Here is a 22923-nt window from a genome sequence, read left to right as displayed (position 1 = left end):
CGCTTCAAGCGCCAGGAAAGCCGGACCGGGGGGCATAAATCCCCCGGTCCGGCTTGGTGGCATGCTTGACTTGAAACATCGTGCCGTTGATTCTTATTCGCTATCCTCGTCGGCAAGGGAATGCGGATAGGAGGGGCCCCCGCCGAGGGCTACTTTAAACTCCAGCTTATCAGCCAGCATCCGTTGGCCGGATACCTTCACCACCTTTACGGTATGAGAGCCGGACCGCAGGCCCGATTTGCTGAACAAGGTTTGCTGGGTCATACGTTTGCTGCTGTAAGCGTTGACCGTCTTCTGGAGCTTTCCGTCAATGTAGACGGCCATTTTCCCCAGTTCCGGTCCGGTTGGTCCAATCAGGCTTACGCCGGTTCCCTTAAACGTGTATTCATAAAAATCGCCGTCCATTCCCGTCACATGAACATCATTCCGGTAGTCCCCTCTGAAAGCGAAGGTCAGGCGAAGCGAAGCGGTATCTTGAGCCGCCAGGTAGGATTTGCGGATGGTAACGGTATTTCCTTTTACCTTGTAATCCCTGCCTTTGGCCAGTTCCTCCGTTCCGTTATAGACACCGCTCAGATTATCGACATTGGTTAAAACCTGAACGTCAATATCCGCCCTTGCGCCTGGTTTGCTGTTAAATACGAAAGACGTCGGCGCAATCAGGTCAGGCAGCTGGACTTTGAGCGCATCCACCAGCATAAAGCGGCCCGACTTCTTGATCCCTTTCAGGGTGTGGGTACCGTTTGAAAGGCCGGTTACCTGGTAGACAACCTGTTGGGCGGCACGTTCAGGCGCATAGGTGCTGACGGTATCGACCCGCTGGCCGTCCAGGTAAATATCCACGTCTCCTTGTGCCGGATCCAGTTCGGTCAAGTACTGAATGCCGACGCCCGTAAACGTAAATTCGAAGGATTCTCCGTTATTTTCACTGTAGTGCACGTTGTCCATGTAGTCGCCAAAACCGCGGCCGCCGTTGGTGGACCAGTTATCCGAATAATGAATGGCCGGATCGTCGTCATTCAAGATCTGATAACGTTCGGTCATGGAGGAGTCAGTCACGCTCACCGCCAGGCTTGCGCTTGCGCCAGCCGAGAACTTGAACGTCAGGTTCGTAACTCCCTGAGGGAGCGTGGACAGGTAAGCCCGGCTGAGGAGCACGTTAGATCCATCCAGCTTGTAATCCACATTCGCTTTAAGGCTGCTGTCCCCGTTCCAGATGCCGCTTAATTGATTCCCGCTCAACTGCAGGGCAATCGGCACATCCGCTTGAAGAGCAGCCCGTTTGTCAAAGCTGACGGCCTCAGGACTGATTCCGCTGTTATCCACCGCCTGCACGACCTGCAGCGCTAAGGTCTGGGTGGCATCCCCCTCAAAGTGGAACATTAAATCCAATTGACCCGGCTGCTGCTTCTGCAGGTACGACTTGAGCAGCGTCACCATGTCTCCATTAACGGCATAATCCGTCCCCCTCGCCAGCTCGGTTCCCCCATTCGAAATGCCTGTAAAGGAATCGCTGCCGAGGGTCAGGCTGACCGGGAGATCCTGCGGATCATTTTTATCATAGGTTGCAGTGGCTGTTCCCAGCAGGGTGTCCGTCGTCACTTTGAAGCCGTCGACGATGAGATAATCCCCGCCTTTTTTAACGCCCTTCAGCGTATGAGGACCGGCCGGAAGACCGGATACCCGATAAACGGAGTACTGTCCAAGATGCGGGGTTCCGTTGGCACTGACCGTCTCCTTGAAATCCCCGTCCACATAGACATCAATATCGCCGCCGGATTGGTCCTGTTCGGTCAGGAATTCGATTCCCGTACCGGTAAAGCTGTATTCGAACGTGACTTCACCGTGTTCTCCGTAGTGGACATCGCCTTTATAATCGTTCCATTCGGCAGGTCTGCCCGAGCTGTAACCCCAGCTGCCGCTGCCGGTATCGGCTTCCTTGCCGTACACAATCCGGCTGTCCGTGTCGTTGATATAAACCGCTTCGGAGACAGTGGGGTTTGCCTCAGAAGCCGTCAAAGCGTTGGAATCGCCCAAGGCCCCCGGATCGCCGGAAGACACAGTATCCCGGGCACCGGCGGAGTCCCCGGCAGGTGCGGAAGTGACGTCCAAATCCGGAACAACAGCTGCGGATTCGGCTGTATCCGCATTTGCCGCCGCAGCAGCCGGAACTGGAGCATTCGTATAATCAATGACTACCTCCTGGCTGCCAGCCGTCCATTCCTGTCCGCCGTTCCGCGTCCAGCTTCCGCTGTAGCTCACGCCGGATTCGTCGTCATTGACGCCCACTTTGCCGTTAAGCGCCGTGACCTTAAATAGTCTGGAGGCATGCGGCGCCAGCGTGATGTTATCCAGCCCGGCCGCAAAGGTGCCCAGATCGGTTTTGCTCCATAAGTCGCGGACGGAAGCTTTGCCGTTTAATCCGATTTCGCTCCAGTCCACTTTCACTTGAGCGGGCGAATTGGCCAGATTAAACAAAGCGACGCTGAACGTGCCGTCCCCGTTGTTGGCATACCAAACCTGCTGGTCGGTATCCATGGAAACGGGATGCGCGGGATGACCCGCCTGGTTCACCGCAATGACCTCCGGATTGGTCAGCAGGCCGAGTCCGTAGTTGTCCAGATTCGTCATATCATTGCCGAGGTAGAGCTGCGCCGACGATACGGCCCAGAAGGTCATGGCCGTTTGCCGTTCATCCGGCGTCAATCCGTCCATCGAACCGTTGCCGACGTTAAGCGAATCGAAGTCGTTCCAGCCGCCGGGACCGGCTTCACGGGCCCACTTGGCGGCAGCCGGGAATAACCTGGCGATATTCTCCCATTTCGTTAAGGTTGTGCCGGGGCCCGAATAACTTTCGATGTCCCATTCGATCCGCCAGCCTTGGGCGTATTTCTTCCAGGTGTCTGCATAGTTGATGTCCAGCGCCCAGGATAGCTCAAGCCAGATGTTGTAAGGCTTCAGCGCCTCCGACAAAACCTTTACGTCATCGCGCGCGTCGATGGAGGTATTATTGATCCCAGAGCCGGGCGTAACGCTGTCGAATTTCAGAAAATCGATGCCCCATTCCCCGAACTGATCGGCGACGGATTTGATATACTCTTTCGCCCCGGGTTTCGAAAAATCGATTTTATAATTGATGCCCCAATAATCGGCCGTTCTCAGCGGCAGGGCAACGATGTCCTGCGCATGATAAGGCGTACCGTAGATCGGCAGATTTTCATCGTAAACTTCCTTGCTCAGGCCGGGAATCATGTACAATCCGATTTTTTGGCCGTTGTGATGCACATAATCGATGACCTCCTGAATCCCGTTCGGATACAAGGATTCCTTCGGCTGCGGCCTGCCGTATTCGTCAAAACCGCCGTTCCAGCCGGCATCGATGTTGATGTACTTGTACCCGTATGGCTGGAGTTTCTCATGCATGGCGTCGGACTGGGCCTTGACCCGATCCGCCGTCACCCAGTCAATCCCGTTTTCGTTGTAAACCTGGAGGCTGTAGCTGCTCCAGCCCATGAGCGGCTTTTGGGCCAGACCGAGTTCTTCCGTCTGCGTCGTCTGTGCTGTGTGTGCTGTGTGTGCTGTCTGTGCTGCCTGGCTTCGCGGAACGCTCAGACCAAACTGCGCGGCGGCAATGATTGTAACCAGGAACAGATTGCGAAGCTGCTTCATTCTTGTTTTCAAACTCGCTCAATCTCCTTCCCTCTTATGGTAAAACGCTTACAATATTTTGGATCAAAGCTTATTATAGAGAAGGGTTCTGCTAAAACCTATGGATTTATCTATGACTTTCAGTACAATCTTCCTCTTTTGAAGCTAAGGGCAAGAGGCGCCCCGGGTTCAAAAAGCGGCGGGGATGCGGATCGTAACGGTCGTCCCCTGCCCGCTTTCGCTGATCAGCGTCAGTCCGTAATGTTCCCCGTACTGCATTTTGATTCTGCGGTTCACGTTGGACAAACCGATACTGCCGACACCGCCTGCCGGGGAAGGAGAAAGGCTGTTTTTCTTCAGCAGGGACTGAATTTCCCCTATTTTCTTCTCACCCATGCCTTTCCCGTTGTCATGTACCTTAATGAACAAATCTCCCTCTTTGTCCTCGGCGCTGATCGTAATCTGCCCCTTGTAGCCGATCGAGCTCATTCCGTGCATAAAGGCGTTCTCCACAATCGGCTGCAAAATAAACCGGATGATCTTGTGGCCGAGCAGCCGTTCATCCACCTGGAACAACACCTCTACGCCTTCGCCGTAACGCGTGTTCATGATTTTCAGGTAGTGGTGCAAGTATTGGAGCTCCGCCTCAAGCGGGACAAACAAGGCATTTTCCTTATAAATGGACCGGACGAGATTCCCAAGCGTCGTAATGGCATCAACGATGCCGGGCTCCTTGCGGACGATGGCGATCCATTTAATCGTATTTAAAGCGTTATACAAAAAATGCGGATTAATCTGGAACTGCAAAGCTTCCAATTCGAGCTGGCGCCTGCCTTCCTCGATTTTTTTATTTTCCTCGATCAGCTGCTCGATGCTCAGGGACATGTTGTTAAATCTTCTGCCGATCACGCCAAGCTCGGTTCGTGGGGTATCGTCCAGCACTACGCCCACCTTCCCCATCTCCATCTCCCTCATGGCCCGGACAAGATGGGTAAGCGGCCGCGTAATTCTATAAATCCAGTAAGAGGAAAGCATAAAAGCGAGCACGATACTGACGCCCATGATCGTGAAGACGATTTGGCGCAAAATGGCTATGTTCCGCAAGAACTCCGTTTCCAGCGTTTCATTGACCAGCGTCCAGCCCGTTCCGCCGATCCGGTAGTAGGTAATTTGCGTGGTCTGTCCTTTGCTGTCCGCCATGAAGCTGCCGTAAGTACTCTTCCGGTCCATCCGGTCGGCAAACGGGATCATCGTGTTGATGGAGCTCAGCTCCGTGCTGGATACGGTTTTCCCCCGGTCATCTACCAGGTATTGAGACCCCTTCATATTCCACTCCCCGCTGAAAATCGGGCTGAAATCCGTCTGTTTAATGTTAAAAACAAGTACCGCGGGCTGGTCGCTTCTTCCCAGCACGTTGACGTTGCGGGCCATCGTAATCAGCGGAACCGATGGCCTGAAATCGTAAATCCGGTCTGTCGTTTCGAACAGCCTGGAATCATATGCGCCTTCCCACAGCAAACCAAGCCCTTTCTCGGTGATGTCCTTATAAAGGCTGGATGCATAAAAGGGCGCCTCCTTCCGGTCGGTGCTGTACCAGCTGCTGTTGCCCGTAGTCGAAAGGGATTCCCCGTTCGCCTGGTAGAGCGAAATGCTGTAAAGGTAGGGATAGGTCCCCAATATGCCGTCCATCGTTTTGATGACCTCGTTCGCCTGGGTAATCCGGTCCGCCGGCTGGGCATGCGGGTTGTTGTCCACAAAGCTCTGCAGGTCCTTGTTGATCGTCATCAGCTCCGCCACCTTTTCCATCTGGTCCCGGACGTTCTGGATGCTGTATTCGGACTGCCTGAACTGTCTGACGAGCAGCTCCTCCGACTGATTTTTCAGAATGTATAAGACGCTTTTGTAGATGAACAGGGAAAACAAACCGATGATAAACAGCATCATAATCAGGAACGAAGCGGTGAGCTGCGTTTTCAGCTTGAAGTTGAAATTGCGGTCGCTAAACAGCTTAAGTATTTTCATAGGCGCCCACTTCCCTGCTCAGCACTTTTTTCTTTCGAAACTCAAGCGGGGAGACGCCGGTGGACTTTTTAAAAATCCGACTGAAATAAGCGCTGTCCGCCACGCCGACGTTTTCGGCAATTTCATAGGTTTTGAGCGAAGTGTTCAGCAGCAGGTCTTTGGCTTTCTCGATCCGGTATTCCGTCAAATATTCGGTCAGATTCCGCCCGATGCTTTTTTTGAACAGAAGGCTGAGATAGTTGGGGCTGAGCCGGACGTATTCCGATACCTCTTTCAGCGTAATGTCCCTTCCGTAATTCTGATGGATGAAACGCACCGCTTTCTCAACTTCAACGCTTACGGTCCGCACCATGTCCTTCATTTTGGAAGTTTCCTTCAGATGTTTCTCCCACTCTTGAATACACATTTCCAGGGTGTAGCAGCCCTTGATCCGTTCGGCTTCCGTAAGCTCCAGCAGCTCGGCATGTTCCTTGGGGATCTCCAGGTAAACATAAGTCCAGTTGATCAATTCTATAAAAAGCTGACGCCACGCTTCCTCGCCGCTCGGCGGCTCGCCGAGCCGGCTTCTCATTTCCTGCTGAAGGTCCCTGGCAAAGGTACCGCCCATGGCGTCCCACAACGTGCTGCTTTGCAGCATTTTCCGGATCCACAAAGACTCCAGATCTTCGCTCCGCCACTGCGCGGCAAACTTGAGATAAGTGTCGGCTAAAAAACGGTTCCGCAGGATGGCGCTGCACTGGTCGTACATCGGCTTCAGCATACCCCAGCCGCGGTGGACCCGGCTGACTCCCATAAATACCGGAATATCCAGATAAGAGTTCATGGCCCGGACAATATTGTCAAAAACATCCCGGATTTGGCCATAGACCTCCTCCTCCGATCCCCCGTCCGGATAGGTGAACAATATCAGGTAGCGGTTGTCACTGTCGTGCCAGGCTTCCCCGGCATGGTGAGGATTGACGATTTCGTCCAAAATATTGGAGATCGTAAAATGAATCAATTCGCCGCGCTCATCCTGAAAGCGCTTTAAAAGGCGCGAATAATGACTGGTCTCCAGGAGCGCAAGGACCGTACGCCCGGATTCAATGCGGGGATCCACCTGACGCAGGGCGGATTCCAAATCGCTGCCCGAAGGGAGCCCGTAGAAAATGTTGTCTTTAATCAGCTTGCCTTTAAGCATCTTCACGTTTAAAGGATGATTTAAAGGCTCCGGCACGGCCCGTTTGCGCTGCAGCAGCTCTTTATGCACCTCGCGGAGGACATTCTCCATTTCGTCCAAGGACATGGTGAGCTTCAAAATGTACCCCGAAACCTTCAGTCCGGCCGCCTTGCGGGCATATTCGAACTCCTCGATGCAGGAGAGGATCAGGATCCGGATATCCGAATTTTCCGCCCGGATGGCCGTGATCAGCTCCAAGCCGTCCATGACGGGCATTTTCAGGTCCGTCACTATCAGATCCAGATTCTCGGTCCGGTACACCTCAAGCGCTTCCCGGCCGTTGGAGACATCGGCGACAACCTCCATCTCAAAATCCTGCCAGGGAATTGAGTTTCTAAGTCCTACCCGAACCAGCAGTTCATCTTCAACGATCATCACTTTAAACATGCAGCAGCCCCCTTGATCGGTCCATTCGACTCTATTCCCATCATACCACTCTGACGTCTCGAATTGAGCGCCAAAATACCGGCCCGCAGCATAGCGGGCCGGTATCCGGCTCTGGCCTTAAATCCGCGCCAAACCTTTTGCGGATTCGCTTGTTCCCTTATTTGCTTGTTCCCTTATTTGCTTGTAAGTTCTTTGTAAGTTTGCAGGCCTTGTTCATAGGACGATTTCCAGTAGGCATCAACTTCCTCAAAACCCGCTTTGTTGATCAGCCCCATAATCCGGTCCTTCTGCTTCTGGAAAGCTTCATCGCTGTCCGTCATGATTGCTCTTGGAATTTCCCGGATCAGAATCTGCTCGATGTTGCTTTCTTTTTTGGCCAAATCGTCGGTACCCTGAGGCTGCAGGGCAGGCATGGCCGGAATGAAGGACGGGCTGAGCGGTTTGGCTTTGCCCTGTTTCACAAGATTATCCCATGCATCGCCGGGGAATTTACCGCCGTAATGCTCGCTGTAGTCTTTATCCAGCGGAGTCAGCTTGGTCAGGATAAACTTGTCGGAGTTTCTCAGATCCACATAAGCACCGTCATCAGGAACGATAGCGCTGCCGCCGATGCCTGTCAATTTGCCATACAGGCCGATGCCGGTTTTAGCGGCGAAGTTTGAATCGGTCGTCATTTGCTGAATAACATCATCCTTGATTTCCGGTTTGCCATTTTCTACATCCCAGTGAACGCCCTTCACGCCGTCAAGCAGCAGGCGAGCTCCGTCATAAGTGCGGAAATAGTTCAGGAATTCCATGGCCCGTTCCGGATCCTTGCAGCTTTTGGTAATAATGATCCACGGATCGTTGTCGCCGACGATGGATTGCAGGCCGTAAGCCTGGTCGGTAGCCCCGTCAACCACTTGCGCTTCAAAACCTTTGTCGTCCTGGCCTTTGGCCCGGAAGTAAGCATTGGCGGCGTCGATTTCCCAGCCCATATGGATGGACAGAAGCTGACCGGCTTTCAGCTTTGCTTCATAGTCGCTCATTTTTTGCGTAAACATATCGGTATCCAAAATCCCGGCGCGGTAGGCCTTGTTATAGAACTCTACGCCTCTCCACAGCGGGCCGTCCGCCGCAAAGCGGTGCACGTAAGAGCCGTCCGGTTTGGTGATGGTATTTTTCGTATTTTCCGTCCAGCCTTCTTCATAAATGAAGGGAACGTGATAAGACCAGAGGCCCCAATCGGTCCAGCCGGAAATGCCGTAGACCTTTTTGCCTTCATCGGTTTTCGGGTGTTTTTTGAGTTCGTCGGCAATCATCGGAATCATATCATCGAAGGATTTGAGCTCCGGATAACCTTCTTCCTTGTACAAATCCCAGCGGGTGTACCAGGCTACGTTTGGCGAATAGGTTACATATTGCTTGGCGTCCGGAACAACGTTGATCGGCAGGAAATAATAGTTCCCGTCCGTGTTGTTCAAACGTTTATTGATCACGTCCAGCGCCGATTTGTATTTCAGGATGTCCTGCCCTTTCTTGTCCAGCAAATCGTTCAGCGGCATAGCCAGCTTGCCATCCATGGCCGCTCTTCCCTGCTCAGGCGGAACGATCATAATGTCCGGCAGGTCGCCGCCGGCGAGCATAACCTTGATCTTCTCCGGATCGCTGCTGATGATATCCATCGTCACGCCGGTTTGTTTCTTGATTTCGTCCGCCACCGGATTTTTCTGAATGCCAGGCGCTCCCGAAGAGAAAAGCTGGTCGGTGCTGATGGTCAGCGTGATCGGCGCCTTGCCGCCGGTGGAAGCGTCGCCCGAATTTGATGCGCTTACATTTGTGGATGAATTGTTGGAAGCGGCATTATTCCCCCCTCCGCAGCCTGCAATGACCAAGGACAGACTGGTCAGGACAACCGCCAGCGAAAATATCGAATATTTTCTTTTTTTCATTTTGCACGTCCCCTCTATGTTTACAAAAATATTATATACACAGCCCCGCAAGGGCTGTACATACCTCTTTCCCGGGCCGGCGGAACTCATTCCTCCGCCGGCCGGCTTGCTGCTTTTAGCCTTTAACCGCGCCAAGCATGATGCCTTTTACGAAATACCGCTGCAGGAACGGATAGACCAGCAAAATCGGCAGCGCCACGATCATCGTCGTCGACATTTTGATCGACTCCGGCGTCAGCACGATGTTCTGCGCGTTGCGGGTAATACTGGAAGCATCCATCGTCGCCAGGGCGTTGGCCGAGTTCAGATATTCGTACAGGATCAGCTGCAGCGTTTTAAGGCTTTGGTTCTGCACGAGAAAATAGTTATCCATCCAGTTGTTCCATTGACCGACGGCCGCAAAGATCGCCACCGTAGCTACGATTGGTTTGCACAGCGGGAAGATCACCTTCCAGAACAAGGTCATATACCCGGCCCCGTCGATCATTGCGGATTCTTCAAGCGCCTTCGGAATTTGTTCGATATAAGTCTTCATCAGGATGACGTAATATCCGGAAACCGCGCTCGGAAGCACATAAAGCAAAAAGTTGTTGTTCAAATGAAGCATCTTCATCGTGATGTACCAAGGAATCAGCCCCGCATTGATATACAGCGTCACGACCAGCAGCCGGTACACCACCTTGCGCAGCGCCATCTCCTGTTTGCTGAGCAGATAGGAGAACAGGCTGCAGCAGAGGATCGTCAGAATGGTTCCCACGACCGTCCTGCCTGCTGAAACAAAAAACGAATTCACGATGTAGGGCAGCTGCAGGATGCTTTTATAAGTCGTAAAGTCCAGGCCGGCGGGAAGCAGGAAAATGCCCTGCGCCACTTTGGCGGGATTGCTGATGGAATAAATAAACACGTAATAAAAAGGATACACGCAGATCACAACAAACAAAGCCAGCAGCAGGTAGTTCAAAATATCGAAACCACGAATGCGCGTTAAACTCATTCCGTTCACTCCTTCGCTTTCTACTTAAATCAGGCTATCCCCGCGCAGCCGCTTCGACAACCGGTTGACGGAGAACAGCAGGATGACGCTGACGACGGTTTTGAAAATGCCGACAGCCGTCGCGTAAGGGTAATCCCCCACGATAATCCCCATCCGGTATACGTAATAATCCAGCACTTCGATTTTGTTTGCCACCAGAGGGTTGTAGAAAACGAAGTATTGGTCAAAAGAGCTCGACAGCATGTTGCTGATGTTGAGCAGCGTAAGCACAAGGAAGGTAGGCATAACGCCGGGAATCGTGATATGCCAGATCGTCCGAAGCCGGCTGGCCCCGTCCACCCGCGCGGCATCATAGAGCTCGGAGTCAATGCCCGCTATAGCGGCGATATAGATAATCGCGTTCCAGCCAAGCGTTTTCCAGATGCCCAGCAGCGTTTGAAAAATCCACGTGGCGCTCTCATTGCCCAGCGGGTCGATCGCCCAGCTGAGACCCAGCTTGCTGAACGCCATATTGATCAGGCCTTCGCTGGAGAAAAAGGCAAACGCCAGGGAATAGACGAGCACCCAACTGATGAAGTTCGGCAGCGTGGAGAAGGTCTGCACGAATTTTTTATATTTTCCCGACCTAACCTCATTCACCATGATCGCAAACAGGATGGCCAGCGGGGAAAACAGCAGGTTCAAAAGGTTCATGGCTAAGGTATTGATCAATGCGTTGATCAGGTCCGGCGAAGAACTGAAAAGCTCCTTGAAATTCTCCAGCCCGACGAACGGGGTCATCGAAAGCGGGATCCCGGGTTTGTAGTCAAAAAAGGCATAAATCCAGCCATAAACCGGAAAGTAGCTGAACAAAAGCATGCAGATGATAAAAGGAACCGATAAAGCGAACAAATACCAGCCGCTTTTGTTCGACTTTTTGTTTTTGCGCCTCGACTGCGCTAACGTAAGCGAAGACATGTATGCTCTCCTCCTTCTTTATAGCTTCAGTATAAATTCGGGCCCAGACCCGCGGAATGCAGGGAATTATGTCTTCTTGGATAAATCAACGACAATTTAGGAGAAGTCCTTATTATCTGAAAACGCTTGCGAAAAAGTTGGATTTTATTATTGTTTCTTGTGATTTTCACTTGTTAACCGGTTCGGAAGTCGGGGGCGAAAAACAAAAAGGCCCGCCGGCTCCCAAGGGAGAGCGGGCGGGTCAAGGGCCTTTCAGTCCGGTGCAAAAGCTATCCGGGACTTAGGCCTTAGTATTTCATTTCAGGATACAGAGGGAAACGGTCGGTCAGCGCCGTAACGCGCGCTTTTGCTTTCTCCAACTCCGCTGCGTCTTTCGGCGCTTTCAGAGCTGCGGCAATGATCCGGCCGATTTCGACCATGGCGTCTTCGTCCATGCCGCGGGAAGTAGCCGCAGGCGTACCGATCCGGATACCGCTTGTGACGAACGGGCTGGTCGGATCGAACGGAATCGCATTTTTGTTAACCGTGATGCCGATCGAGTCGAGCACATGCTCGGCCTCTTTGCCGGTGATGTTCAGGTTGCGGGTGTCGATCAGCATCAGATGGTTGTCCGTGCCGCCGGATACCAGGTTCAAACCTTCTGCAAGCAGCGTTTCAGCCAGCTTTTTCGCATTTTTCACTACGTTTTCTGCATAGGTGTTGAAAGAAGGCTGCAGCGCTTCGCCCAAAGCAACCGCTTTGGAGGCGATGACGTGCATCAAAGGACCGCCTTGGATACCCGGGAAGATCGCTTTATCGATCGCCTGCGCCCAAGGTTTTTTGCACAAAATCATGCCGCCGCGCGGACCGCGGAGCGTTTTGTGTGTAGTCGTCGTGACAAAATGAGCGTGCGGCACAGGGTTCGGATGAAGGCCTGCGGCAACAAGTCCGGCAATATGAGCCATGTCCACCATAAACAAAGCGCCGACATCGTTTGCGATGGAGGCGAAAGCTTCAAAATCAATCGTGCGCGGATAAGCGCTGGCGCCAGCCACGATCAGGCGAGGACGGTGTTTGAACGCCGCTTTGCGGACTTCTTCATAGTCGATCGTAAACGTATCTTCCTGTACGCCATAAGCGACGAAGTTGTACAGCAAACCGGAAGCGTTAACCGGGCTGCCGTGCGTCAGGTGACCGCCATGGGCCAGGTTCATGCCAAGCACGGTATCTCCAGGTTTCAGGGCTGCCAAGTAAACGGCCAGGTTGGCCTGAGCGCCGGAATGCGGCTGCACGTTGGCATGCTCGGCTCCGAACAACTCTTTGGCGCGGTCGCGGGCCAGATCCTCGACGATGTCCACGTGTTCGCAGCCGCCGTAGTATCTTTTGCCCGGGTAACCTTCCGCGTATTTGTTGGTCAATACGGAGCCCATGGCTTCCATGACCGCTTCGCTGACGATGTTCTCGGAGGCGATCAGCTCAATGTTGTTGCGCTGGCGCTTCAGCTCCAGATTCATTGCTTCCAGCACCGCCGGATCTTGCTTTCTCAAATACTCCATCATCCCAAAAATCCTCCCTGCGTATATTTAAAATTGAATGACTTCCTAAAAGGAAAAACAAATCTCATAAATCAGTCGCAAAGTTTTTCTCCGTCGGTTTGAGGCAGCCGGTAAACCGCCCGCTCTCCGCCGATCAGCTTCGGCCGGGTCATCGCCGCATTCACCCTCGCTTGTCCGACGTACCGCCGGGACAATCGGAGCGGCACAGCCACTCTGCGCAGGTGCATGCCGATCAGGGTTTCGCCGATATCGAGGCCGGCATGGGCTTCGATACTTTCCGCCAAGCAAGGATCAGCAAACCGGAGATATGCCTCCGCTGCCATGGAGCCTCCCGCCGTGCGTACCGGAACCGCGCTCACTTCCGTCAGGTTCAGCCGTTCAAGCAAAACCCGCTCGACCACGAGCGCCCGGTTCAAATGCTCGCAGCACTGGAAAGCCAGCTCAAATCCATACGCCGAGCGAACCTGTTCAAAGCCGCGGTAAAGCTCCGCCGCAATTTGCTGAGCGCCTGCCGTACCGATGCGTTCGCCGGCAATTTCGCTGGTGCTGGTGCCAATGATGACAACTTTGCCCGGACCCAGCTTCGCCGTTTCCGCAAGCTCTCTCAAAACTTCAGCAGCCTGGCCGGCCAACGGGTCCGGCTGAAAGGTTGGTTCCACAATGATTCCCCCTAAATTCCGGCGGATTCGCCGTTAACGGCCCCGCTAACGCGGGCCATTCTTGAACTCATTATATAATGAGAACGGACCAACTTCCATGAAACGATCGGGATCTTCTGCCTTTACGCCAAACCTCGTGATGCGAAACGGCCCGCAGTCTTGCCCCTTACAGGCATTGACCGGCGGTAAAAAACGAAAAAAGAGCAGAACGCACAAAGGTGCGTCATGCTCTTGCCCAGGCGACCGGCCGTATATTCCGATGCTCCACCGTGGTTTCATCCACATCCGTCGCCAGTTACACCGGAACTGTTCTTATAGCCATTAGCATATAGCATACCCGGTAGAAATGCAACTTGGAAAAATGCAAATTTAAATGTTTATTAAGCTTTTGACGGCGCTCAAGACGGCACCGGGCTGAGGGTACTAACACAACCGCCCAGGAATAAATCCAAGAATCAGAAATCAGGAACAGTTACCCTTCCTGCTCCCGCTTGTGCTGGAGTTTGACCAGCAGTTTCTCCAAAGCCTCGCGAATTTCAGCCGCCGTCTCTTCATAATCCTTCCGGCTGCCGCCAAACGGATCCGATATATCATAAACAGGGATACGCCGCTGAAGCTCGGCGATCCGCATGGAATCCCCTTCCGAAAGCCGGCCTCCCAAGGCCGCCTGCAAAGCTCTTTCTGCCAGCAGCCCGTCCAGCTCCTGCAGCTCCCCTTCGGCGCCGTCCCTGTCATCCACGTATTCTTTTAACACGAAGGTTTTTGAAGCGGCGTCCGGAAAGGCGTAAATGAGCTGCCGTTTATGGCTCTGCGTCAACGTTAAAATGACGTCCGCCCATTCGATCAGCTCCTCGCTTAAAGGCGTTGAAGTTAAACGGTCCGTAATCTGACGTTCCCGGAGTACATCCTCCGCGTGTTTGGAAATGGACATTCCGGGGACCGCCGCCACGCCTGCCGACTTGACCTCCACAGGCAAACCCGCTTCAAGCGCCATCTGTCTGAACATGCCCTCCGCCATCGGACTGCGGCATGTATTGCCTGTGCAAACAAATAAGATGCGCATAAGTCTCCCCCCATTTTCCGTAATTATAATGGATCTGAAAGCAAAGCCCTCCTGCTTCATCTCATTGTATCAAAAGATAAACATCAGACCAAACGCAAACAAAATGGCCCCTCCCAGCGCTTCCCCGTAATCGCCGAGATTCTTGCCCACCCGGCTGCCCAGCCAGAGTCCTATGACGGACATCAAACCGCCAAACAAACCGAATGCAAGCACGGTAGCCAGCAGGCTGCTGTGGAACATGCCCAGCGAAACCCCGACCGAAAAAGAGTCCACGCTGACGCTGAACGCAAACAGCATCACGCCCAAAAACCGGGTATGGTCGATAGGTCTGGCCCCTTCTTCCCGCAAGGAGGCCCAAGCCATATGAGCGCCGAGCAGGACAAGCAATCCGCCGGAAAAATAACGCGCTATGGCCCCGAGCAGATGCCCTACGTATAAGCCGGTAAACATCCCCAGAAGCGGCATCAAAATATGGAACACCGCGATCAGCCCGCTGATTCTCGCCGCATCGAAGCGGCGCACGCCCTTCATGCCGATACCCACACTGAGGGAGAATGCATCCATGCCTAGAGCTACGGCCATTACTATAATTGTTGCGAGCTGCCCGAAGTGAGCAGTAGCGTAATCCATGCGCGCACGCCTCCAAGTCTGCAATAGGGTTTGTACAACCATATGCGGACAAGGGACCAATCATGACATGCCGGCTGTTCCATTACCCGGGCCTCAAAATAAATCCATTTGCTCCGGCGGCAGCTCAGCCGCCTGCTGGCCCAGCAGTTCCATCATGGACCTCCCGTTGGGAGCGGCATCCCCGCCTGAGTTATTATTAAAAATCATGCAGATGTCGCGGGCTCCTCTCTCCTTCAGCTCCTCCAGCTTTCCGACCCATTCGGCCAGTTCGTCCCGGCTGTAATGATACAAATAGCGGACCTCGCGCCAATTCGGCGCCCCGCTTTGGTTCCAGGCGGACGTATTCCGGCCGTGCATGCGGACGATGGTAAGCTCGGGAGTCGTAGGCTCAAGCACCGTAGGCACGGAGCCCTCCCCCGCCTGCGGTTCGTCGCAGACGATGTGGATCCAGCCCTCCTCCCGCATGAAATCCAGGGTTCGCTCTTTAAAATCGGCTGAAAACCAGCTTTGGTGCCGGAACTCCAGAGCGACCGGAAGCCCCTCCATACGTTTCTTAACGGCCCGCAGCTGGCGGACATGCTCAGGGCTGCAGTCGAACCAGGGCGGAAACTGAAACATAACGGCTTTTAGCTTGCCGGATTCGACGACAGGCCGGATGGAGTTCAGATAAGCGTCGTACATCTCCCCGGCGTCGGTAAAAGGGATCTCTCCCCGGGAATGACCCGTCATCCCTTGGTAAGCTTTAAGAATAAAGGCAAAGGAAGCCGGCGTCTGTTCCACCCAGCGCTGGTACGTAGCTTCCCCCAGCACGGCATAAAAAGAGCTGTCGACCTCGACTACCGGAAAATGACGGGCATAAACCGCCAGCTTTTGGTTGGCCGGTGTTTTGGGAGGATAAAGGAGATCATGATCCCCCCAGCCGCCTAGCCCGATTCGGATCATGGAGATTCCCTCCCGTTTACAGGTTTTGCGAATTACAGTGTACATGAATTTGAAAGTACATGAATTTGAAGAAAAAAGGTTGTTTATCGCCTTGAAAGGCGCCTTACACGTATATAACCTCATGGCCCGCCGCCTTAAGCAGGCGGTTCATCACGGCCGCGCCGAGGCCCTCCTCCGGGCAGGCTTCGGCCAGCATAAAGCCGACGCCTTCCTCGTCGAAGCGGCGCAGCGCGGCGTAAAGCCGGTGCGCCGCTTCGGACAGCTCGGCGAGGCTGCCGAGCGACTGTACCGCGTCAGCCCGGTACAGCTGCAGGTGCTCGTCAAACGCGAGCACCCCGGTGCGTTCGCCGCGCGCGGCGGCGGCATCCAGCTCCGCCTGGATGCGGGCCGCGACCGAAGGCGCGGCGCCTTTGACCACGCATAGCCGCCCTTTCGGGGCGTAGTGCGTGTACTTCATGCCCGGCGAGCGCGGCTGCGCCGGGACATGGGCTTCCCCGCCGCCCTGCAGGGCGGGGTCAAGCGCGACGCTCGCCGCCACCGCGGCGAGCGCTTCGGCCGTGATCCCGCCGGGGCGGAGCACGGTCACTTCGCCGCCTGCGCCGCATTCGACCACCGTTGACTCCAGGCCCACCCCGGTGGGCCCGCCGTCAACAATGCCGTCGATGGCGCTGGCGAGGTCCTCGCCCACGTGGCTGGCCAGCGTGGGGCTCGGGCGGCCCGACCGGTTGGCGCTAGGCGCCGCCACCGGGCAGCCCGCTGCGGCGATCAGCCGCAGCGCGATTTCGTGGGCGGGCATGCGCACGCCCACGGTGGACAAGCCCGCCGTCACCTTCGGACTGACGGCGCCTTCGCGCACGGGCAGCACGATCGTGAGCGGCCCGGGCCAAAAAGCCGCCATCAGCTTTCTGGCGGTCTCCGGCACGTCCGTCACCAGCTCCGCAAGCTGGCTTTCATCGGCAATATGCACGATGAGCGGGTTGTCGGACGGACGCCCCTTGGCGGCGAAAATCCGTTCCACCGCTTCCGTGGAACGGGCATCCGCGCCAAGTCCGTATACCGTTTCCGTCGGGAACGCCACCGTTCCTCCGGCGGCCAGCACGGAAGCGGCTTCCGCAATCGCCGCTTCAGCCGGGCCGACCGCCTCAATCCGTCTCTCCCCGGAACCGCCCGGTCCGTTTTCTTCGGCCTCCGTCTGCAAGCCCGGCTCGGCCTTTTTCAGCAAACTCCGGACGTCCCAATACCGGGTGGAACGCTCAGGCAATCCCTTGGTTTTCGCAGGAAAACCTTCTTCTGAAACCCCCGAGTAGAGGGGATTTTGTTGATCATTGTTAGTCATCAGTCAGCTCATTCTTTCTTTATTTAATAGGAACATCCTCGACGTTTTACCTTCTATTGTAGCCCCTGGCGGAATATCCGTAAATCCGCGGCAAAAGGGCCGCCCGCCCGGGCAGCCGCTTTGTCCTCTTTTTATTATGCTCAAGCAAAAAATCCGGTTACCCAACCCCAAAAATCCTGCAGCATATCCCATAAAAAGAAACGTACCTCCGGCGGCTGCGCCTGTCCGTTATCCTGCCCGGCTCCCTGGCTGTCCGGATTTCCGGCTTTCGAATCCGCCGGTGCCGCAGCCGAAGCCGTTTGCGTTCCGCTGTTTTGGGCTAACGCGTCCCCGCTGCCGCTGTCGATAAAACAAAGGGGCGGGAATAATACGCACCACCAATTTTGGCCTTGTCCCGATCCAAGCGTTATGCGCAGCGCTTCGTAGTTCCCGGCGGGATAAACCTCGCCGCCATACAATTTGGCCGGAAAAGGCACGATGCCCAGCTCGGCCTTGTAGCCATAGCTTTCTCCGTTCGCCTTCAGCGTGGCCGCTACCTGACTTTCAATCTCCGGCAGATGCTCCCGGATGGTCGCCCGGGCCTGCTCCAGGCTTTGCGGGTTATCCAGCGCCTGCACCCAGCCGTCTATTTGCTGCACGACCGCATCGCGCACTTTCCGTTTGACCAGCTGGTCTTCCGGGTTGTCCGAATCTGCCAGGATCCGCAGCCGGATCGATTCCTGGGGAATTTCGGTTTGTACCGCCGCCGCGTCCGTCTTCTGATTTTCCCAGGACATCAGCAAAATGAACAAGCTGAATATCAGAAGCATCGTCGTTTTTGGCTTATTCCCTCTGCCGCCGCGTCTCATTCCGTTCCCCATTGAAACCGTCCTCCTCGCTGATCTCTTTTCTATCAGCCAGTATGTCCGGATTTCAAATCTATAAACCTATCAACTCTATTTTTTCACTGGGTTCGGTAAAAAAACAAAAACAGCCGCTTCCTCCCTTGCGGGAAGTCAGCCGCCGTTTTCCTGTTGCCGTCTTCTTCTTTCGGCTGGAAGCTTGAAGAAGCTGTCCAACCTTTCCTGTCTTACGAGGAAGCCCCGCTCTGTACGATCGCATCTTCCTTCTCGCGCCCGTGGAGACGCACGCTCATCACCACGCCCAGACTTGCCATATTGATAAGCAGGGAAGTACCGCCGTAGCTGATGAACGGCAGCGTAATTCCGGTCAGCGGCATAATGCCGATAAACATGCCAATATTTTCGAAAATCTGGTAGAGCAGCATCGCGACCACCCCGACAATCAGGTAAGGCCCGCTCCTCTCCTTCGCCTCCAAAGAAATGAGAATCATCCTGTGGATCAATATAAAATATAGCAGCAGCAGCACCGAACATCCCACAAACCCGAATTCCTCGGCTACCACCACAAAAATGGAGTCGGAATAGGTGTAAGGAACCCGGCTGCTCTGCACGAAATCCCCGTGCATGTAGCCTTTGCCGAACATCCCGCCCGAAGCGATTGCAATCTTGGCGTTCCGGGTATGGTAGGAAGCGTCTTTGCTTGCCTCGTCCGGCAGCAGCCAGGGATCGATCCGGTCCAGCCAGTGTGCTTTGCTTGTGCCCGCGAGGGAAGCTTCGATCTGATCATGAAACGAAATGTAGGATTTAATGCCGACGACCACGGCCACCGCAAACACTACCAGAATGATCAGGGTGTGCGAATATTTCAAATTCCCGATCCAAAGCAAGCCAAGCAAAATGACCAGATAACTCAGGCCGTTACCGATGTCATTCTGGGCCATAACCAGTCCGAAGGGCACCAGAGTGACCAGAGTCAACGGCACCACGTTTCTCCAGAAGGACAAGCGTGCCCGATGTTTCTTAATAAGGAGCGCCGTCAGCGTAATGATCAGCACCAGTTTAAACAGCTCGGCCGGCTGGAGACTGAGTCCGCCGGGAAACTTCAGCCAGCCCTGCGCACCATTAATGCTGCTGCCTATGAAATTAACCAGCAGCAGCAGCAGCAGACCGAGACCTAAAATATACGGATAATATTTGATTAACAGCTTGTAATCAAGCAGCGCAATTCCGAAAAAAGCGATAAAACCGGGGATATAATAAATCGCCATTCTTTTGTCGGCGCCCTTGAGGTCCTTCCATCCCGCTACCCCGCTGTGAATCAGGATAATGCTGAGCACCATCAGGAGCCCCAGGATGACTACGATCACCCAGTCCATCTTCTTTAATTTGTTGATTATGATCAACACGGATCCCCCCAGAGTCCTTTTTGCCTGAACTCTGTCTTATCGCAAAGTTCTTAGTGACTGATATCCTGACATATGAACTACGTTCAAACTCCCCTTAATGTTACACTATCCCGGCCCGTCAGAACAAATGTTATTCGTTTCCGGCAATGCCGATGACATGCCGGTCGATTCCCGCATAATCCTTCACGGTTTCGATCCGGCTCCAATAACCGGTTTGCCGGAGCAGATCGGCCACGTCGGCTGCCTGACCCATGCCAAGTTCAAAGCCGATCAGCCGCGGCGGCGCCTGCAGCAGCGAAAGCTGCTGCATCATGATCCGGTACGGATCCAGGCCATCCGCCCCGCCATCCAAAGCGGAACGCGGCTCGAAATCTTTGACTTCCGGCTGCAGCCCTTCGATGACGGCCGCCGGGATGTAAGGCGGATTGGACACGAGGATGTCCAGCTTCATACCCTGGAAGGGCTCCAGCAGATTGCCTTCGCGGAACTCGATATCGAGACCGAGCTCTCGTGCGTTGCGTTGCGCCGTCTTCAGCGCAGCGGGCGAAATGTCGCTCGCCATTACGCGCCAATGCGGGCGCAAATGTTTAAGGGAGGCTGCGATAGCCCCGCTGCCCGTGCCGATATCGGCCATCAGCGGCCGATCACGCGGTACTGGTACTGTTGGTACTGTTGGTACTGTTGGTTCCGTTGATTCTGTTGGTGCAGCCGGTGCTGTTCCTCCACTTCCCGGATTCCCAGCGGCCTCCCGCTGTTTCCCCTGCGGCCATAGCTCCGCTCCAAGCTGGGCGATGCGTTCCACCAGCAGCTCCGTTTCCGGGCGGGGAATGAGCACCGCGGGATTCACTTTAAATGCAAGCCCGTAAAACTCTTGCTCACCCGTAATATATTGGGCAGGTTCTCCCTGGGCTTTGCGGGTAATAGCTTGTTCCCACTCCGCTTTACGGTCCTGCGGGAACCCTTCCCTCTGCGCGGCAAGCAGGGATGCCGGCGATAAGCCCAGCACATGGCCGAGCAGCAGCCGGGCATTGGCTTCGGGCTCGGCGATGCCGGCCGCCGTCAAAAAAGAAGAAGCCTCCTGAAGGGCTTCTCTGATCGAAATCGCTGCAGACATGACAAATCTGTCTCTGTTCAAAGCGTTATTCTCCTTTTTCCAGCAGTTCGGACTGTTCCGCAATCGTCAGCGCGGAAAGGATATCTTCAATTTCCCCGTTCATGACCTGATCCAGCTTGTGCAGCGTCAATCCGATGCGGTGATCGGTTACGCGGCTTTGCGGGAAGTTGTAGGTCCGGATGCGTTCGCTGCGGTCGCCGGTGCCGACTTTGCTTTTCCGTTCGCCGGCATATTTCGCTTCCTCTTCCTGACGCATCATGTCGTAAATCCGGGTGCGCAGCACCTGCAGGGCTTTCTCCTTGTTGGAGTTCTGCGATTTGCCGTCCTGGCATGTCGCCACGATTCCTGTAGGGATATGGGTAACCCGCACGGCGGATTTGGTCGTGTTGACGGACTGTCCTCCGGCGCCGCTGGAGCAGAACGTATCTACGCGGATATCCTTGTCATGAATGTCGATATCCACTTCCTCGGCTTCCGGCATCACGGCTACCGTAGAAGTCGAAGTATGAATCCGCCCGCCTGATTCCGTTGCCGGAATACGCTGTACGCGGTGCGCGCCGCTTTCGTATTTCATTTTGCTGTAAGCGCCCCGGCCGTTAATCATAAAAATAACCTCTTTAAAGCCGCCCAGGTCGCTTTCGTTCACGTCCATGAGCTCTACGCGCCAGCCTTGGGTATCGGCGTAACGGGTATACATGCGGTAAAGGTCGGCCGCAAACAAAGCGGCTTCGTCTCCGCCGGCCGCTCCCCGGATTTCGACGATTACGTTCTTGTCGTCATTCGGGTCTTTAGGCAGCATCAAAATGCGGATCTGCTCTTCAAGCTCGGTCTTGCGTGCAGTCAGGTTGTCGATTTCGCCTTTGACCATTTCTTTCATTTCATCGTCGAGCTTTTCATTCTGCATTTCTTTCGCGGCTTCAAGCTCATCAACTACTTGTTTATATTCATTATAGGCTTCATAGGTGGGCTGCAAATCGGACTGTTCTTTCGAATAATCCCGCAGCTTCTTTGGATCGCTGGCCACATCCGGATCGCAAAGGAGTTCACTAAGCTTCTCATAACGGTCAATCAGGGCTTCAAGTTTATCCAGCAAGGGAATTCACCTCTCATAGGGTCATTTGGATATAGACATAATGTATATTTATTCTCGAAATTTAAAGTTGGTAAACGACTTTTTATTATATCATGAAGGTCCAAATTTGAATAGATAGCGTTTCTTGATTTTTGTTTCCAGAACTTTTAGACTGAGGGCATACCGTTTAATTGTCGTCTAACTTTAGGTTTTAAAGATTTCTGACAGAAGGTGAAGCTATATGTCCAATCCAGGAGACAGCAAAGCCGGTAACGGGCAGAAGATTGCCGTTGTGACCGGAGCAAGCGGAGGAATGGGATTGGCTACAGCCAGGCTGCTGGCCGCGGAGCACGGCATGAAAGTGGTTCTGCTGGCCCGGAGCCTGGAACGGGGGACGGCAGCCCTCGAACATGTGAAACGATGCAGCAAAAGGGAGGATCACGAGCTGATCCTGTGTGATTTGGGCTCCTTGAAGCAGATTAGGCGGGCTGCCGATGAAATTAAAACCGGCTTTGGCCATATTGATCTTCTGGTCAATAATGCCGGTGTCGTTACCGTAAAGAGGGAAGAAACCGAAGACGGTTTTGAGCGCCATATGGGCGTTAACCATCTCGGACATTTCGTGTTGACCCGGGAGCTGCTCCCCTTATTGCAGAAGAGCGGCCAGGGACGGATCGTCATCGTCTCCTCAGGCGTTCACAAGTTTGGAAGGATGAATTACAACGATCCCCATATGGAACGCGGCTTCACGGTTTGGGGGGCGTACGGCCGGTCCAAGCTGGCTAACCTTTGGTTCATGAAGGAGCTCGACGAACGCCTTAAAGGAACTCCGGTCACGGTAAATGCCGTAAATCCCGGAGCGGTGTCGACGCGTCTGGGCGTAAACCGCAGCACCGGATTCGGCTCTTTTGCCCACAAGCTGCTCCGGCCCTTGTTCCTGACGCCTGAGGAAGGAGCAGATACCGCTCTATATCTGGTGTCCTCGCCGGAGGTTGCCGGCTTGTCCGGCATGTATTTCTACAAACGCAAACCTGCGAAAATGGCCGCGCGTGCGGCCTCCCTGGAGCAGGCCCGGCAGTTCTGGGAATGGAGCGAATCGGTCACTGATAAGGTGATGGAAGCCGTTATGTCCTAATAAGTCATCAAAAGGGTTATCGTGTTCAACA

The 22923-nt window shown here is 54.3% G+C and carries 17 protein-coding genes and 1 riboswitch; of the genes, 1 reads left to right on the top strand and 16 read right to left on the bottom strand.

The window, feature by feature from the left end; all coding sequences use genetic code 11:
- Positions 1–93 precede the first annotated feature (93 nt).
- The 16 genes from AC3ZPD_RS14825 to prfA form a co-directional block, all read right to left on the bottom strand.
- Positions 94–3681: a X2-like carbohydrate binding domain-containing protein gene (locus AC3ZPD_RS14825; protein ID WP_490985050.1), complete on the bottom strand. Its 3588-nt coding sequence runs from the start codon at positions 3679–3681 to the stop codon at positions 94–96.
- Between the two features lie 156 nt (positions 3682–3837).
- Positions 3838–5670: a cache domain-containing sensor histidine kinase gene (locus tag AC3ZPD_RS14820; protein WP_490985049.1), complete on the bottom strand. Its 1833-nt coding sequence runs from the start codon at positions 5668–5670 to the stop codon at positions 3838–3840.
- A complete protein-coding gene (locus tag AC3ZPD_RS14815; protein WP_490985048.1) occupies positions 5657–7276 on the bottom strand; it encodes a response regulator transcription factor in 1620 nt (539 codons plus the stop codon). The genes AC3ZPD_RS14820 and AC3ZPD_RS14815 overlap by 14 nt, the downstream gene beginning before the upstream one ends.
- Before the next feature lie 173 nt (positions 7277–7449).
- On the bottom strand, positions 7450–9207 hold the full coding sequence (locus AC3ZPD_RS14810; RefSeq protein WP_490985047.1) for a type 2 periplasmic-binding domain-containing protein: 1758 nt from the start codon (positions 9205–9207) through the stop codon (positions 7450–7452).
- 115 nt (positions 9208–9322) lie between these two features.
- Complete coding sequence (locus tag AC3ZPD_RS14805) at positions 9323–10201, bottom strand: carbohydrate ABC transporter permease (protein ID WP_490985046.1); 879 nt, start codon at positions 10199–10201, stop codon at positions 9323–9325.
- A gap of 24 nt (positions 10202–10225) precedes the next feature.
- On the bottom strand, positions 10226–11158 hold the full coding sequence (locus AC3ZPD_RS14800) for an ABC transporter permease (protein ID WP_490985045.1): 933 nt from the start codon (positions 11156–11158) through the stop codon (positions 10226–10228).
- A gap of 287 nt (positions 11159–11445) precedes the next feature.
- Positions 11446–12696: a serine hydroxymethyltransferase gene (gene glyA / locus AC3ZPD_RS14795; RefSeq protein ID WP_490985044.1), complete on the bottom strand. Its 1251-nt coding sequence runs from the start codon at positions 12694–12696 to the stop codon at positions 11446–11448.
- Between the two features lie 68 nt (positions 12697–12764).
- Positions 12765–13352, bottom strand: a complete 588-nt coding sequence (locus AC3ZPD_RS14790; protein WP_490985043.1) for a TIGR01440 family protein — start codon at positions 13350–13352, stop codon at positions 12765–12767.
- Positions 13353–13578: 226 nt separating this feature from the next.
- Positions 13579–13661: riboswitch (ZMP/ZTP riboswitch) on the bottom strand.
- 163 nt (positions 13662–13824) lie between these two features.
- Positions 13825–14415, bottom strand: coding sequence for a low molecular weight protein arginine phosphatase (locus tag AC3ZPD_RS14785; protein ID WP_490985042.1), 591 nt, complete (start codon positions 14413–14415; stop codon positions 13825–13827).
- 69 nt (positions 14416–14484) lie between these two features.
- Complete coding sequence (locus AC3ZPD_RS14780; RefSeq protein WP_490985041.1) at positions 14485–15045, bottom strand: manganese efflux pump MntP; 561 nt, start codon at positions 15043–15045, stop codon at positions 14485–14487.
- Positions 15046–15138: 93 nt separating this feature from the next.
- Entirely contained in the window at positions 15139–15987 is an 849-nt protein-coding gene (locus tag AC3ZPD_RS14775) for a DUF72 domain-containing protein (protein WP_490985040.1), read from the bottom strand.
- A gap of 103 nt (positions 15988–16090) precedes the next feature.
- Complete coding sequence (locus AC3ZPD_RS14770; RefSeq protein WP_490985039.1) at positions 16091–17323, bottom strand: L-threonylcarbamoyladenylate synthase; 1233 nt, start codon at positions 17321–17323, stop codon at positions 16091–16093.
- A gap of 140 nt (positions 17324–17463) precedes the next feature.
- Positions 17464–18183, bottom strand: coding sequence for a stage II sporulation protein R (gene spoIIR / locus AC3ZPD_RS14765; protein WP_490985038.1), 720 nt, complete (start codon positions 18181–18183; stop codon positions 17464–17466).
- A 209-nt stretch (positions 18184–18392) separates the two neighbouring features.
- Positions 18393–19562, bottom strand: a complete 1170-nt coding sequence (locus tag AC3ZPD_RS14760) for an FtsW/RodA/SpoVE family cell cycle protein (protein ID WP_490985171.1) — start codon at positions 19560–19562, stop codon at positions 18393–18395.
- 139 nt (positions 19563–19701) lie between these two features.
- Complete coding sequence (locus AC3ZPD_RS14755; RefSeq protein ID WP_490985037.1) at positions 19702–20706, bottom strand: N5-glutamine methyltransferase family protein; 1005 nt, start codon at positions 20704–20706, stop codon at positions 19702–19704.
- Between the two features lie 4 nt (positions 20707–20710).
- Positions 20711–21778, bottom strand: coding sequence for a peptide chain release factor 1 (prfA, locus tag AC3ZPD_RS14750; protein ID WP_490985036.1), 1068 nt, complete (start codon positions 21776–21778; stop codon positions 20711–20713).
- Between the two features lie 220 nt (positions 21779–21998).
- Here prfA and AC3ZPD_RS14745 point away from each other — a divergent pair, with 220 nt between their 5' ends.
- Complete coding sequence (locus tag AC3ZPD_RS14745; protein WP_490985035.1) at positions 21999–22892, top strand: SDR family oxidoreductase; 894 nt, start codon at positions 21999–22001, stop codon at positions 22890–22892.
- Positions 22893–22923: the final 31 nt, after the last annotated feature.

This window comes from Paenibacillus mobilis (genome assembly GCF_058267595.1).
This window is presented reverse-complemented; position numbering and strand designations above follow the sequence as displayed.